We start from the raw sequence: 13,982 nt of genomic DNA on the forward strand, positions 1-13,982 counted from the left end.
CCCCTTGAATCATCGATCATACTTGGTGTGCCGAGGTTTTACTTGTTGTTGCAACGAACCCCAGATGTTATGATATTTTTATATCTCATCTGCACAAGGAGTTACTTTCGATGTATAAGAAATTGAGACTAGCTATGAACAGGAGGAGTATTTTCTTATATAGTTTGATTGTGATTCTGCCGCTTTGTATGTTCAGTGCGATCTATCTGAACGTTAAATCGAAGGATGCATATTCCTCAATAGAAGAAACGGCCCATCGATACTCAAGCTTCCATGCCTTGTATATTGAAAGCTTTATAGGAGAGACGATTGGCCGATTGGAGAGCTTGGCACTGGCTTTGGGCAGCCAACCGCAAAATGACCGGCTGATCGAACATTTGTTAAAGGAAACGCATGCAATGGATCCCCGGTTCTCCGGATTTTATTGGGTGAATTCAGAGGGTGACATCACGATAGGTTCAAATCTGGTGACGGACAAGGTGAACCTGACGGATCGGCCATACTATCAACAGGCGCTCGAAACCGGCAAAACTCAAATCTCTGAAGCGCATATTGGCAGGATTACCGGAAGGTATATTTTTTCGATTGCGACCCCGGTCATGAATGCATGGGGTGAAGTCAATGGAATGCTCGTTGGCAGTGTTCAATTAGTCGTGATGGAGGACGTTATTCGTGAATTAGTCCGGGGCGAGGCTGTCCAGCTCATCGATGAACGTGGACAGGTTCTGCTGCAGACCCGGGAGATCGGCAATACGGGCGATTGGGTAGGCTCATCGATCAATCTTGAAACCGTGCCTTGGAAAGTAAACTCTCTGCTAAACCTGGATGATAACCATTTAATTTTAAAACCGTTTTTATTCAATCTGCTGCTGAGCCTTTTCGTGACGCATATCATCTTTCTGCTGGTTCAGTCTTTTATGTCCAAGCATAAAATGGCACGGGAGCTAAGCCAGAATGAAGCGGACAAGCTGCGGCTGATCGGCACAATTGCTGCGAGCACGGCGCATGAGATCCGCAATCCGCTTACGGGGATTAAAGGTTTCGTGTCACTGCTCAGCGCGAAGTATAAAGATGATAAAGATCAATATTATTTTTCCTTAATTCAAAAAGAAGTGGATCGAATTAATACTATTGTGAGTGAGTTGTTATTTGTCGGTAAGCCGACTATAACATCTAAGGAGATCAATCACGTCAATAGTATTCTTGATGAGATTATTCCTCTGATCGAATCAGAGGCGAATTTGTACAATGTGCAGCTGTCGATTCGTTTGACGAAGGAACCGGTGTATATCGAGGTTTCCAAAGACCATCTCAAACAAATCGTATTGAATCTGACGAAGAACGCTTTAGAATCGATGGACTCGAACGGCAAGCTGCTTGTAGCTACTGAAAGGGTCGGGGATAGTGTCTTGTTAACGGTAAGGGATACCGGAAAAGGTATGCCGTCGGAAGTGTTGAAAAATATATTTGTCCCTTTTTTCACCATGAAGGAGAATGGCACAGGGCTCGGCCTTGTCGTATGCAAGCGGATTGTTGCCAGCTATGGGGGCGAGCTGGATATACAAAGTCAAGTGGGAGAGGGAACGCAAGTAACAATCCGGCTCCCATTGGTCAAGGCCTAGCCACCATTAAGTCGTAGAAAAAAAGTAGAAGTAGATAAAAGGTAAGCAGTTGAGTGTAGGAAAGGCGAGCGAGCATCTCATGCCACTTCAATTACAGTGGTATGAGATGCTTTTTTTTGAGCCATAAGCACATGGCAAGCTCCCAAGGTTGGTTTGCCGCAATTTTAGTGCAAAAATGCACCTCATGAGAGTAAATCCGCCGCATGAGTCTCAACCAGGTGCAGAAATGCACCTTGTGAGAGTAAACTCTATAAAGGTTTGTGCATTGCAACCTTTCCGTCAAGCACCTGCTCCACCTTCGTGATATGCAGCCCCATGCGTGCCGACGCTTCTTTGGCGTTTCCATCCTTGATTGCTTCATAGATCGCGTAATGCTCCCGCAGCAAACGTTCGCTGCTCGATCGCTCCGCATAAAACCACAGCGCCCGCATATCTTTTATACTGTCATGAAGCTTTTGGGACAAAGATTCCATCAGCTCGCCGAGCAGGGGATTATGCGTTGCCGCTGCGATTTGCTGGTGAAAACGGACATCCGCCTGTTCGTTTAACGATTCATTCTCGAGATTGTGCTCCATGCTCTGGAGTGTCTCTGAAAGCGCCGAGAGATCGCTTTCAGTCCGGTTGCCCGCGGCCAGCAAGGCGCAGCCCGTTTCCAGCACCCGGCGCACTTCCAGCACATGGCGAAGCGAAGCGGCGCGTCCTTCCCAGAGATCCTGATACAGCTGTCCGGGGTGCATAGGCTGGCTTTCGGCAGGAGGTGCTTTGACAAATGTTCCTCCGCCCTGCTTAATATCAAGCATCCCCATCGCTTTCAGCGCGCTTAAAGCTTCTCTGACGGTAGAACGCCCAACGCTGTATTGCAGCGCCAAATCGACTACAGAGGCGAGGCGATCACCTGGGGAAAGCTGGCCCTGGGTGATTTTCTTTTTAATATCATTCATGACCCATTCGGAGCTTTTCATCGGCCGATCATCCATAGTACCCACCGTCTATCGCCTTCCTTTTGTACGAACTTTTTTATGGGACTTCATTTGTACGAATCCGCTTTCGTGTTCTTTTATTTTAGTGTATACTTAATCGCAACAAAAGTCATCAGATGACCTGATTAATTAAGGTGCAACTATTTTCGGTTAGGGGTGTTCGGCTTGCTGCAGGAAGATGTCAAACGCGAATTGAGATCGATCGTTGGCAATGAAGATTATAAGGATGACATGCAATCCCTTGTTACGCACTCATACGATGGGACACCGATGCTGCAATCACTGCCCGATGGAGTGATTTATCCGGCGGATACGCGTGAAGTATCAGAGGTGATGAAGGTACTTAACCGCTACCGTATCCCTCTGATCAGCCGGGGTTCGGGTACGAATCTGTGCGGCGGCACAGTGCCGGTTCAGGGCGGTGTTGTGATGGTGATGCACAGGATGAACCGGATTCTCGAGGTCGACTTGGAGAATCTGACGGCCACCGTGCAGCCGGGCTTGAATACAAAACAGTTTATTACTCATGTCGAAGGGCTCGGGCTCTTTTATCCGCCGGATCCGGGCAGCATGGCGGTGTCCACGATTGGCGGCAATATCGCTGAATGCTCCGGCGGGCTGAGGGGCTTGAAATACGGCACGACGAAGGATTATGTGATAGGGCTGGAGGCTGTGCTCGCAAGCGGCGAGATTATCCGGACCGGCGGGAAGCTGATGAAGGATGTTGCGGGATACGACCTGACCAAGCTGCTTGTCGGCTCGGAAGGAACACTCGCGGTTATCACTGAAGCGACGCTTAAGCTCATCCCGCCGCCGAGGTATAAGAAGACGATGCTTGCAATGTATAAGGATATTTACGGCGCGGCGCGGACCGTATCGAAAATTATCGAGAATCGGATCATACCGGCAACGCTGGAATTTTTGGATAATCCGACGATACGCGTTGTTGACGATTTTGCGAAGCTGGGTCTGCCCCGCGACATGGAGGCGATTCTGCTGATTGAGCAGGATGGGGACATGGAATCTGTTGAACGCGATATTGCCAGCATCGAGATGATTTGCCACAGTGAGAATGCGGCCCAGGTCAGCGTAGCGGAAAGTGCGGAAGAGGCGCTCAAGCTGATGACGGCACGGCGCAGCGCGTTCACGGCCCTGGCTAGGCTTAGACCGACTACGATATTGGAGGATGCTACCGTACCCCGCTCTAAAATCGCGGACATGGTGCTGGAGATTAACCGGATTGCGCAGAAGTTTCAGGTGCAAATCTGTACCTTCGGCCATGCCGGTGACGGCAATCTTCATCCGACTGCGACGACGGATGCGCGGGATCAAGAAGAGATTCACCGTGTAGAAGCGGCATTTGAAGAAATCTTCGAGGCGGCGATTAAGCTTGGCGGCACAATTACCGGCGAACATGGCGTAGGCCTGGTGAAGGCGCCTTTCCTGGAATGGAAGGTAGGCAGCGCCGGCATCGAAATGATGAAGGCGATCAAGCAGGGCTTTGATCCGCTGAATTTACTTAACCCGGGCAAGATGTTTGCCAAAGAATCCCGCAAACGGGTGGTGATCGATCGTGGCTGATGTGAGTTTGCAAACCCGGTTAAATCCGCTGGCGGAGAAGCTGAAGCTGCGTCTGGACGAGGATCAGCTGATGAACTGCATGCGCTGTGGATTCTGTCTTCCGGCCTGCCCGACCTTCCGGGAAACGGGCATCGAAGCGGAGTCGCCGCGGGGCCGGATCGCGCTTATGAAGGCGGTGGCGGACGGGATCATGTCACCGGACGAAGTGTTCGAGGAGCAGATGAACCACTGCCTCGGCTGCCGCGCCTGTGAGCCGGCCTGTCCGGCCGATGTGAAGTACGGCCAATTAATCGAGCAGGCCCGCGATGCGATCGAGGATCATACAGAGCAGCACCGCTGGTGGGTGAAGCTGGCCCGAGGCGCTGCTTTTGAACTAATGTTTCCGAACCAAAACCGGATGCGCTGGCTGGGCAAGGGAATACGCTTCTATCAAAAATCCGGCTTAAGAACTTTGGCGCGAGGGATTGGCGTGATGAAGCTGCTGCCCAAGCCGATGAGGGACATGGAGAAGATTATGCCGGATGCTTCCTCACATGGGGTTGTGGAGCAGATCGGAACCCGCCACCCGGCTAAAGGGGAGAAGATTGCAACTGTAGGCCTGTTCCGCGGATGTATAATGGATGTGCTGTTTACCGAGACGAACATTCATACGGTGGAATTATTAATGGAAGCGGGCTTCGAGGTCGTCATTCCCGACACGCAAAATTGCTGCGGCGCACTGCACGCGCACAGTGGGGAAGCGGAGGGAGCACGGGCGCTGGCCCGCCGGAATATTCAAGTGTTTAAAGACGCCGGCGTGGATTACATCATATCCAACGCGGGAGGCTGCGGCGCCATATTAACGGAATATGACCATCTGCTGCACGAGGACCCCGAGTGGAAGGAAGGTGCGGCATGGTTCGCGGAGCGTGTCCTGGACTGCAGTGATCTGCTCGTTCGTTACGGACGTCTGCCGGGCTTTAGCGAGGATGAATCGAAGAAGCCGGTGAAGGACAGCGAGCCCGTTCGCATTACCTATCAGGATTCATGTCATTTGCGCAATGTCATGCGCTCGTCAGACGCGCCGCGCCGTTTAATGCGCCAGGTTGCCGGAGTGGAGTATGTGGAGATGATGGAAGCAGACCGCTGCTGCGGCTCTGCGGGCATCTACAATCTGGTGCAGCCGGAGATGGCGGGGCAAATTCTCGACCATAAGATGGAGCATGTGAAAACGACGGAAGCGCATTACTTGCTGACCAGCAATCCCGGCTGCCTGCTTCAGATGAAGAACGGTATCGAACAGCATGGCCTCAGCGACCGGATGAAGGCGGTTCATATCGTGGATTTCCTGCATGAGCGAATGTGCAGCGGATGCGGTTCGAAGTAAAATGATGCTGTAAAAAAGATCACTGTAAAAGGCTTAGTGCCGCTGCAGTGATCTTTTGTGTTATTAAGGTTGCTACAGCTAATAATTAAAGTTCTAAATGGTTTCCTGGACAGAAATCAAAGCAAATATTAATGTGGTTAATTTGGCCGCCATAAGTAAGCCTGGTGAAGGGACGGTCTTTGTGGCATCACTTCCTTTGCAGCCAAACAATGGAAGAGAGTAATTATATCTGATATAATATTAAATAAGTATTAATTTCACAAAACCTGATAAAGGCAAAATCATCGAAAGATGATGACGCAAAGCTAGAGGGGCTAAGGGTACAAACTATGCCAGCCAGTTGCCAAGAGAAGCGGATCTTATTTAAGCTTGTCTATGCTTGGCATGGATAAGCTTTTTTATTTTTTTGATCTAGATGGGAAGGAGGAAGGCATTGATGGACCTTACTAACTGCGCTGGATGCGGACAATTAATTCTGAAGAAGCAATCCTTGTTTTGCAATCCTTGCATTGAGGAACAAAAAGCGGATGTTGAGAAGGTGAAAGATTATCTGCAGACGCATCCCAACCCTTCTTTGCTGGATCTACATGAAGCGACGGGAATTCCGTTAAAAACACTTCACTTATTGATGAAAGACAGCGTGATATCTGAACTGTAATCGTTCAAAGCTTTTAAATCAAAGGGGAGCAGCTGCTTTTTAAGTGGATGCTCCCCTCTTTCCGTGGGCTCACATGATGTTCATTTGTTCAATGTGGTTTTTAGTTTCTTTCGTTCCCAGCTCATGCAGCTTTTTATAAATTTCGATCAGATAATAATCGTAATTATCATTTTCATCATCGATGTGATAAGGGATGCCGGGGAGAGAAGCGCGGATCATCGTGCTTTCTTCTGCTTTCATTTTCTCGTCAAACAACTCTTGCAGCTGGGCGAGATCTTGATCGTCGGCCAGTATTTCCAGCTCATAGGAAGCTGCTCCCTGATTGTCCAGTATCGAATTGGCTATAACAGACACATAGTATTTTGTTTTATCCATGGGTGCGACCTCTTTCGTATCGATATTATCGCTTGATAAAGTTGTAAATAATAGCACCGATGATAACGATGATTGGCGTAATAATGTAGAGAAGTAGAATCGGGTTTTTGGCCTTCGGATATTTCTTAGCGGCTTTGTAAAGCTTGGGTCCCATCATATCTTTCTTCGTTTTTTCCATCGTTATCGTCCCCTTGGCGTCAAGTTTATTCTTTTCATAATTTGCCCTGCGTGCAAAGAATTATCCGTTTGTTTGACTGATGCTTGACTGTACTTTCACGCGTGATACGATCATAATGGCTATTGATTACATATCGACAAGCACTTCATATGCGGTTCGAACGAAAGGCGGTTAATTACGGAATGGCTAAACAGAAATATTATGTAGTCTGGGAAGGCAAACTGCCGGGAATATACGACAGCTGGGCAGCATGCCAAAAGCAGGTGAGCGGCTTTCAGGACGCAAAGTTCAAATCGTACGAATCGAAGGAGCAGGCGGAAAAGGCATTCAAGGAAGGCTGGAAGAAGCATTGGGGACAAGGAAAGGGCGGTCCGAAAACGACTGTAAAGCAGTCTGCATTAATGTTGTCCAAGGAAGAGATCGATTATGACAGCATCTCCGTCGATGTCGGCACAAGAGGCAATCCAGGCCCCGTTGAATATAAAGGCGTCGATACGCGTACAGGGGAGATTCTCTTCTATGTGGGCCCGATTGAGAATGGCACGAACAATCTGGGGGAATTCATAGCGATTATCCATGCGCTGTCGTATCTTCAGAAAATCGGCAGCAGCAAGACCGTCTATACCGATTCACGGACGGCTTTGAGCTGGATTCGGAACAAGAAGGTGGCTTCATCATTGGTTCGAAATGAATCAACAAAGAAAATATGGGAGCTGACGGACCGTGCGGTGCAATGGCTTCATTCCAATACCTACAACAATAAAATTTTGAAATGGAATACGGAGGAATGGGGAGAGATCAAGGCGGACTTTGGGCGGAAGTAAAGCAAGCATAGAATAGTATCAACTTGCGCATACTGATGGATGCAAGTCATTAAATGGGTAGGAGATGGTCAGCATGCCCTCATCCAGACAGCACCAGCAGGCACATGGCATTGGTCAAATCGAAAAGCAGCTCAATAATCAAGCGGAAGCGGCCGAGGAAATTCAAGGCGATACAACGGATATATTAACAGCTGAGGCTTCTGTGGCGGAAAACAAGAAAAGCAAAAATAATAAGCAATAAGCGGTGAATTTTCCCGATTTCATCAACAAAACCCGGCCAAATAGGGGCCGGGTTTTTATCATGTTATTTGCAACCCTACATAGATTTGTTCGGGGTATTTTAGGCATATCCGTATACAACAGCATATCAAAAAGTGAAATATAAGTCTATTGTTTTTTGTCCCGATATGTCAAAATAGTAAAGATTTTATATTTTGCAAGGAGGTAACTGAATGGACGTTCAAAGTGCCTACCGGGAAGAACAGTCTAGGCTGAATGAGACATTAGAAGAGATTCGGCGGCAGCTTGCGGGCATTGGTTCGCGGTATTATGGGGACGACTTTGTGGAGCAGGTGCTGGATACGAGAAGAGAAGAAGGCCGGCAGCGTTTGGAGTTACTGCATGCGGAGCCGTATTTCGGACGCCTTGATTTCCAGGAGGAAGGCAAGCAGGGCGCTGCACCGCTCTATATCGGCAAAAGGGGAATGGAGCGCACGGAGACGAGTGAACCGTATATTGTCGATTGGCGCGCACCGGTGGCCAGTTTATTTTATACGTTTACAGGAGGAGAAGCGCCGGTTACGTATGAGGCGCCGGAAGGCGAAATCCAGGGAGAAGTGCATTTAAAGCGCAATTTATCGATTCGCGAGCAAATGCTGCAGCGCGTTGTGGACAGCTATGTGCGCGGTGGCGACAATCTGGGCTTAAGCGATGAATTTCTACTGTACCGGCTTGGGGAGAAAAAGGATAACCGATTGCGCGATATCGTCTCTACGATCCAGGCAGAGCAGGATCGGATTATCAGAGCTCCGCGGCAGATGGCGCTTATTATTCAAGGGGCTGCCGGTTCAGGTAAAACAACGGTTGCGCTGCACCGGCTTGCTTACCTGTTATATCAGTATCAAGGTCAGATCCGCGCTGAGCGGATGATTATTTTCGCACCCAATGCCATGTTTCTTGATTATATTTCCGGCGTGCTGCCTGAACTCGGTGTCGGCAATGTGCGGCAGACGACATTCATCGATTGGGCGCTGGAGCTGCTCGGAGATCAGGTGAGGCTGGCATCGGATGAGTCAGAAGGCCGGCGGTGGTTCTCGCTTGCAGGCGTGCGGCCCGCCATCAACGCTTTAACGCCGGGACGCTTCAAGGGCTCTATTGCTTTCAAGCTGTGGATTGACCGGAACCTTAAGCATTATGAAGAGAATTATCTTCCGAACCTGGGCTTCGAGCCTTGGGATGGCAAGATGCTGCCGCATGAGGCGATCAGAGAATGGTTCGATGTTGAATACCGGCATTATCCGCTTGCCGCGCGGCGGGAGAGGTTGATTGCCCGGTTAAACCGCTGGCTGGAGATGATGCTGAATACGATTGCCGACCCCAAGGTCCGCAAGGACCGAAGCAAAACAGGCAAACAACGGCTGCGCGCATATGCCAAGAAGCTGCCTGAGATCAGTGCGGTTGCAATCTATGCAAGTCTGTTCGAACGGGGCAAAGCTGCGGATGCAGAGCAGATCGGCGAGGAGGGCATACCGCAGCAGATCTTGGAGAGCACAAGAAAGGATATGAAGATGCGGGTGGTCCGTCAGGAGGATCTGCCGCCGCTTGCCTGGATTCATCTCGCTTTCCATGGACTGGATGGACCCAAATTTGATCATGTGGTCATAGACGAAGCGCAGGATATATCCCCATTTCAAGCGGGACTGTTGAAAGCGTGCATGAATGAGCCATCCTTCACGATACTTGGCGATTTGGCGCAAGGTATCCATGCCTATCGGGGAATTCATCGGTGGGAGGAGCTGTCAGCGCTCTTTGAACCGGATCAATGCGCTTATCACGAATTAAAGCAAAGCTACCGATCGACACTCGAGATCATTGAATTCGCAAATAAGATTCTGCCTTATACCGATACTTCCTTATCCCCTGCACAACCTGTATTCCGGAGCGGCGAACCGGTGGAAGTGGTCTATCTGCAGCAAGCGGAGCGATTGTCTTGGATACAGGACTTCCTTGCGGCTAATCGCCAAAAGGGGATGAGCACAACAGCTGTCATCGGGAGAACGGATCAGGATTGCAAGCTGGTGTATGAAGCGCTTCAGCAGCGAGGGGTAGAGGTCAGCCTGATTGCGGAAGGGCAGCGGGCCTATCGCGGCGGCGTTTCGGTCGTTCCGGTACACCTGGCCAAAGGCTTGGAGTTCGATGCGGTTCTCCTTCTGGATGTGGACCGGGAGCGGTATACGGCAGCAGCCCAGGATGCGAAGCTGCTGTATGTCGGCTGTACGCGCGCCCTTCACCGTCTGGTGCTCATGTATACAGGAGAGGAATCGCCTTTGATTGTGTAGGATACTTTTTGCTACACTAATAGAGAAGAAATGGAGAAGGAGGAATGATTCATGATCGTAGCTACGAATACGATATCGATTAAGACCGGCCATGTCGATGCTGTGGCGGAACGTTTCAAAAATCCTAAAGGCGTGCAGCATGCACCGGGTTTTATCCGGATGGAGCTGTTAAAGCTTGAGGGTGAAGAGCATGATGAATTAAAAGTGTGCACAACCTGGGAAAACCGGGAGTCGTTTGACGCTTGGGTGAACAGCGATGCTTTCAAGCAGGCCCATGCTCGTCCTGCAGGAGGAGCAGGCGGCGGCCAACAATCCGCGGCAGGCGGCCCTCAAGGTCACGGAGACCAGCAGGCAGGCGGCCCGAGCATCATGCTGGGCGCGAAATTAACGGTTCATGAAGTCGTCTTCTCCCATCCTGGGGAATAACAGAAGCAGTACTACTGCATGACTTGAGGCACCCTGAGGGGTGTCTTTTTCGGTGGCTGGAAAATGATGCATATCCTTGAAATAGTGGATAAGTTGCAGCGCCTGCGCCGGACGGACATTTCTGTAATGGTCACCACGGAGGCGTAGACACGTAATCGCACAAAGTGACGCCTCGCCGGTTTCCGGTCACATGTCCTTCTAATAAAGCGTATAAGCCACGATATTTTCGATTGCGCGCCGCTGAAGCGGGCTCATGAATGCTTACGGCAATTTTTCATGGTCTTAGCAATCTTACACGGTTTTTCATAATCGTCTTTGTCCTTTATACTTATAAGAGATCAGAATCATAACAACTAGGAGGTTGGCATCATTGACTTATGTTGAAATGTTGGGACGTCGGAGTGAAATGTTGAAACGGGATATTGGAAATATGATCATGATGCATAATAAGCGGGGACTGAATGTGCAGGAAAGCTATTTCTTCAGAAACATGGTAAAACAGCTGCATCAAAATGAACATGAATTACATGCAAACCGAAAATAATTCATCCGAATCTTAGATAGCGATAACGCATTAAGACGCCGGCCTCGAGAGGCCGGCGTCTTGTATGTATACGGGGTCCCCAGCCCGGAGCGGACCGGATGAAAAGCGGAGTGCCTGTCTTCATCCGTCTTCATCTAATCCTAATGACATGAAGATTGATATTACGTATAATCCATGTTTAGAGTGCTATCGTTAATTTATGCGGAAGCATCCTACTAACAATCATGGTTAAAGGGGTTATCACGATGGAGGCAGCATTAATCGGAAGTTTTATTTCCGCTATGGCGACCGTATTAGGTGCAGTGCCGATCTTGTTTATCAAGCGTTTGTCCGAGAAGTGGAAGGACATCCTGATCGCATTTACCGCCGGTATTATGGTCTCGGCCTCAACCTTTGGCTTAATGCCCCAATCGATCGAAGAGTCGGGAATTATCGCTTTGACGATCGGTTTTCTTTTGGGGATTGTCGTATTGGATTTGATCGAGAAAAATATTCCTCATATTGACGTGGAGAATGATTCGGGGATCAGTTCTTTTGATTCCAAATCGCTGCTCGTTATCGTTGCGCTCATTATTCATAATATTCCCGAAGGGCTGAGTACGGGATTTAGCTATGCAAGCCAGAACGAGGCGCTGGGACCGATGGTTGCCATTGCGATCGGTGCACAAAATATGCCGGAGGGCCTCATCTTGGCGGTTTTTCTGTTAAATTCCAAAGTAAGCAAAGCAAAATCAATGCTTATCGTTACATTGACGGGGCTGGTCGAGGTTCTGTCCGCTTTTATCGGCTATTTTACGGCAGGTTATATCCAATCCTTAATCGGTGTCGGCCTGGCCTTTGCCGCAGGTGCCATGATGTTTATCGTTTACAAGGAACTAATCCCTGAAAGCCATGGACACGGATATGAACGATCCTCTACTTATTCCTTTATCATTGGTTTACTGCTTATGGTTTATATTAGTTATCTATTTGGATAATCCAATGCCCTCGAGTCGGAAAGCGCGGAGCGTCTATTTTCAATTCGTGTCAGGATCTATCGCGGCTTCATCGTTGAGACAGACTTATATTGATATTTAGTTGTGTTTATGTAAAATAAAAGGGGGTTAGGAAAAGGAGGCCATTCGATATGGATGTACCTATAGGAGTATGGATTGCCGCTGGCGTAATTACGGTTTTCTTGATATGGGCTACTATCTTTGCGACGAATAAAGCCTATTCGAAGAAATGGGAAGATTCGGACGAATAGAAGTGGGAAATAGAAGACGCTGGTCCTTGGTGATCAGCGCCCCTATTTGTTCTAACTTATCATTTTTGCAGCGCTCTTATTTGAAAGCCATGGCGGCGCGGACGGCTTTTTTCCAGCCTGCATACAACTGCTCGCTTTTGTCGGAATCGGCAGAAGGGGTATAGATATGACCGGACTTCCACTTGCCGCATATTTCATCCCTGCTCTTCCAGAAGCCTACCGCCAATCCGGCTAGATATGCCGCTCCAAGCGCAGTCGTCTCGTTGATTACCGGACGTTCCACATTTACGCCGAGCAGATCGCTTTGAAATTGCATGAGCATTTCGTTGTTAACGGCACCGCCATCCACGCGCAGCGTTTTTAACGTAATTCCTGAATCCTCTTCCATCACACGCAGTACATCCTTGGACTGGTAAGCCAGTGACTCCAGTGTCGCACGGATCAGATGCTCCTTGGTGGTGCCTCTGGTTAATCCGAAGACGGCACCGCGGACATCACTGTCCCAATAGGGGGTGCCAAGGCCGACAAAAGCGGGGACGACATATACGCCTTCGGTGGAGTCCACTCTGCGCGCATACGTCTCGCTGTCTTGGCTTGACTTAATCATGCGCAGCCCATCCCGCAGCCATTGAATGGCGGAGCCTGCGACGAATACGCTGCCCTCCAGCGCATAACTCACTTTCCCGTCGATCCCCCATGCTATGGTGGTCAACAGCCCATTCTTGGACGCTACCGCTTCTTCTCCCGTATTCATGAGCATAAAACAACCGGTTCCATACGTGTTTTTGGCCATGCCCACTTCGTAACATGTTTGTCCGAATAACGCGGCTTGCTGATCTCCTGCACAGCCTGCGATCGGAATGCGATGGCCGAAGAAATGATGCTCCACCGTATGGCCGTATACTTCGGAGGAAGCACGCACTTCCGGAAGCATGTTTGAGGGAATGTCCAGCAGCGATAACAAGTCAGCGTCCCAACGAAGATCATAAATGTTGAATAACAACGTCCTTGAGGCGTTGGAATAGTCGGTTACGTGTTTTTTCCCGCCGGTAAATTTCCAGATTAACCACGTATCAATCGTTCCGAACAGCAGATCACCGCGCTCGGCCTTTTCCCTGGCGCCTTCGACATGATCGAGAATCCACTTGACCTTCGTTCCGGAGAAATAAGGGTCGATCAGCAGGCCGGTTTTCTCCAGGACAAGCTTGGTATGCCCGGCGGCTCTTAAGGATTCGCATAGGTCTGCAGTTTGTCTGGATTGCCACACGATCGCGTTATAAATCGGACGTCCGGTATGGCGATCCCATACGACCGCCGTCTCCCGTTGGTTTGTAATGCCGATGGCTTGCACTTGTTCGCCTTTAATGCCAGCCTTGGATAGCGTGGAGGCAATGACCCCCAATACGGATACCCATATTTCCTCTGCATCATGCTCCACCCAACCGGGCTTTGGATAATATTGCTTGATCTCCTGCCCAGCGGACTGAACAATCTCGCCGTCATGGTCAAATAAGATGGCCCTTGTGCTTGTTGTGCCTTGGTCGATCGATAAAATGTAGTTGTTCATAATGCCTCCTGCTTCAGATTTATAAAATGCAGCCAGAGAGTAAATTGTAATCGCTTT

The 13,982-nt window shown here is 49.4% G+C and carries 13 protein-coding genes and 1 riboswitch; of the genes, 9 read left to right on the plus strand and 4 right to left on the minus strand.

All coding sequences use genetic code 11. The annotated features are described in order from the left end of the window. Positions 1–110 precede the first annotated feature (110 nt). On the plus strand, positions 111–1,622 hold the full coding sequence (locus IEW11_RS11985) for an ATP-binding protein (RefSeq protein ID WP_188531300.1): 1,512 nt from the start codon (positions 111–113) through the stop codon (positions 1,620–1,622). Positions 1,623–1,870: 248 nt separating this feature from the next. Here the strand turns inward: IEW11_RS11985 and IEW11_RS11990 are convergent, their stop codons facing one another. Further along, positions 1,871–2,599 carry a FadR/GntR family transcriptional regulator gene (locus IEW11_RS11990; RefSeq protein ID WP_188531427.1) on the minus strand — a complete coding sequence of 243 codons (729 nt, stop codon included), beginning with the start codon at positions 2,597–2,599 and terminating at the stop codon, positions 1,871–1,873. Between the two features lie 168 nt (positions 2,600–2,767). Here IEW11_RS11990 and IEW11_RS11995 point away from each other — a divergent pair, with 168 nt between their 5' ends. The 3 genes from IEW11_RS11995 to IEW11_RS12005 all read left to right on the plus strand — a co-directional run bounded on the left by IEW11_RS11995 (position 2,768) and on the right by IEW11_RS12005 (position 6,207). Beyond that, positions 2,768–4,183, plus strand: coding sequence for an FAD-linked oxidase C-terminal domain-containing protein (locus tag IEW11_RS11995; RefSeq protein ID WP_188531301.1), 1,416 nt, complete (start codon positions 2,768–2,770; stop codon positions 4,181–4,183). After that, a complete protein-coding gene (locus IEW11_RS12000) occupies positions 4,176–5,549 on the plus strand; it encodes a (Fe-S)-binding protein (protein WP_229725197.1) in 1,374 nt (457 codons plus the stop codon). The genes IEW11_RS11995 and IEW11_RS12000 overlap by 8 nt, the downstream gene beginning before the upstream one ends. Before the next feature lie 264 nt (positions 5,550–5,813). Then, a riboswitch (cyclic di-GMP riboswitch) is annotated at positions 5,814–5,897 on the plus strand. Positions 5,898–5,985: 88 nt separating this feature from the next. After that, positions 5,986–6,207: a hypothetical protein gene (locus IEW11_RS12005; protein WP_188531302.1), complete on the plus strand. Its 222-nt coding sequence runs from the start codon at positions 5,986–5,988 to the stop codon at positions 6,205–6,207. A gap of 69 nt (positions 6,208–6,276) precedes the next feature. Here the strand turns inward: IEW11_RS12005 and IEW11_RS12010 are convergent, their stop codons facing one another. Together IEW11_RS12010 and IEW11_RS12015 are read right to left on the minus strand one after the other, a co-directional pair. Beyond that, positions 6,277–6,582, minus strand: coding sequence for a hypothetical protein (locus IEW11_RS12010; RefSeq protein ID WP_188531303.1), 306 nt, complete (start codon positions 6,580–6,582; stop codon positions 6,277–6,279). Positions 6,583–6,607: 25 nt separating this feature from the next. Continuing rightward, positions 6,608–6,760 carry a hypothetical protein gene (locus IEW11_RS12015; RefSeq protein WP_188531304.1) on the minus strand — a complete coding sequence of 51 codons (153 nt, stop codon included), beginning with the start codon at positions 6,758–6,760 and terminating at the stop codon, positions 6,608–6,610. Positions 6,761–6,942: 182 nt separating this feature from the next. On the opposite strand from IEW11_RS12015, the gene rnhA reads away from it, so the two are divergent. The 5 genes from rnhA to IEW11_RS12040 all read left to right on the plus strand — a co-directional run bounded on the left by rnhA (position 6,943) and on the right by IEW11_RS12040 (position 12,089). Then, positions 6,943–7,584 carry a ribonuclease H gene (gene rnhA, locus IEW11_RS12020; RefSeq protein ID WP_188531305.1) on the plus strand — a complete coding sequence of 214 codons (642 nt, stop codon included), beginning with the start codon at positions 6,943–6,945 and terminating at the stop codon, positions 7,582–7,584. 73 nt (positions 7,585–7,657) lie between these two features. Continuing rightward, a complete protein-coding gene (locus tag IEW11_RS12025) occupies positions 7,658–7,825 on the plus strand; it encodes a hypothetical protein (protein WP_188531306.1) in 168 nt (55 codons plus the stop codon). 211 nt (positions 7,826–8,036) lie between these two features. Continuing rightward, positions 8,037–10,142 carry a HelD family protein gene (locus IEW11_RS12030; protein ID WP_188531307.1) on the plus strand — a complete coding sequence of 702 codons (2,106 nt, stop codon included), beginning with the start codon at positions 8,037–8,039 and terminating at the stop codon, positions 10,140–10,142. Positions 10,143–10,193: 51 nt separating this feature from the next. Then, on the plus strand, positions 10,194–10,568 hold the full coding sequence (locus IEW11_RS12035; protein ID WP_188531308.1) for an antibiotic biosynthesis monooxygenase: 375 nt from the start codon (positions 10,194–10,196) through the stop codon (positions 10,566–10,568). A 789-nt stretch (positions 10,569–11,357) separates the two neighbouring features. Next, complete coding sequence (locus IEW11_RS12040) at positions 11,358–12,089, plus strand: ZIP family metal transporter (protein ID WP_188531309.1); 732 nt, start codon at positions 11,358–11,360, stop codon at positions 12,087–12,089. A gap of 345 nt (positions 12,090–12,434) precedes the next feature. On the opposite strand, the gene glpK is transcribed toward IEW11_RS12040, so the two are convergent. After that, positions 12,435–13,925, minus strand: coding sequence for a glycerol kinase GlpK (gene glpK, locus IEW11_RS12045; protein ID WP_188531310.1), 1,491 nt, complete (start codon positions 13,923–13,925; stop codon positions 12,435–12,437). Positions 13,926–13,982 lie beyond the last annotated feature (57 nt).

Origin of the sequence: Paenibacillus abyssi (genome assembly GCF_014640295.1) — a bacterium.
In the GTDB taxonomy this organism is placed as follows: Bacteria; Bacillota; Bacilli; order Paenibacillales; family Paenibacillaceae; genus Paenibacillus_D; species Paenibacillus_D abyssi.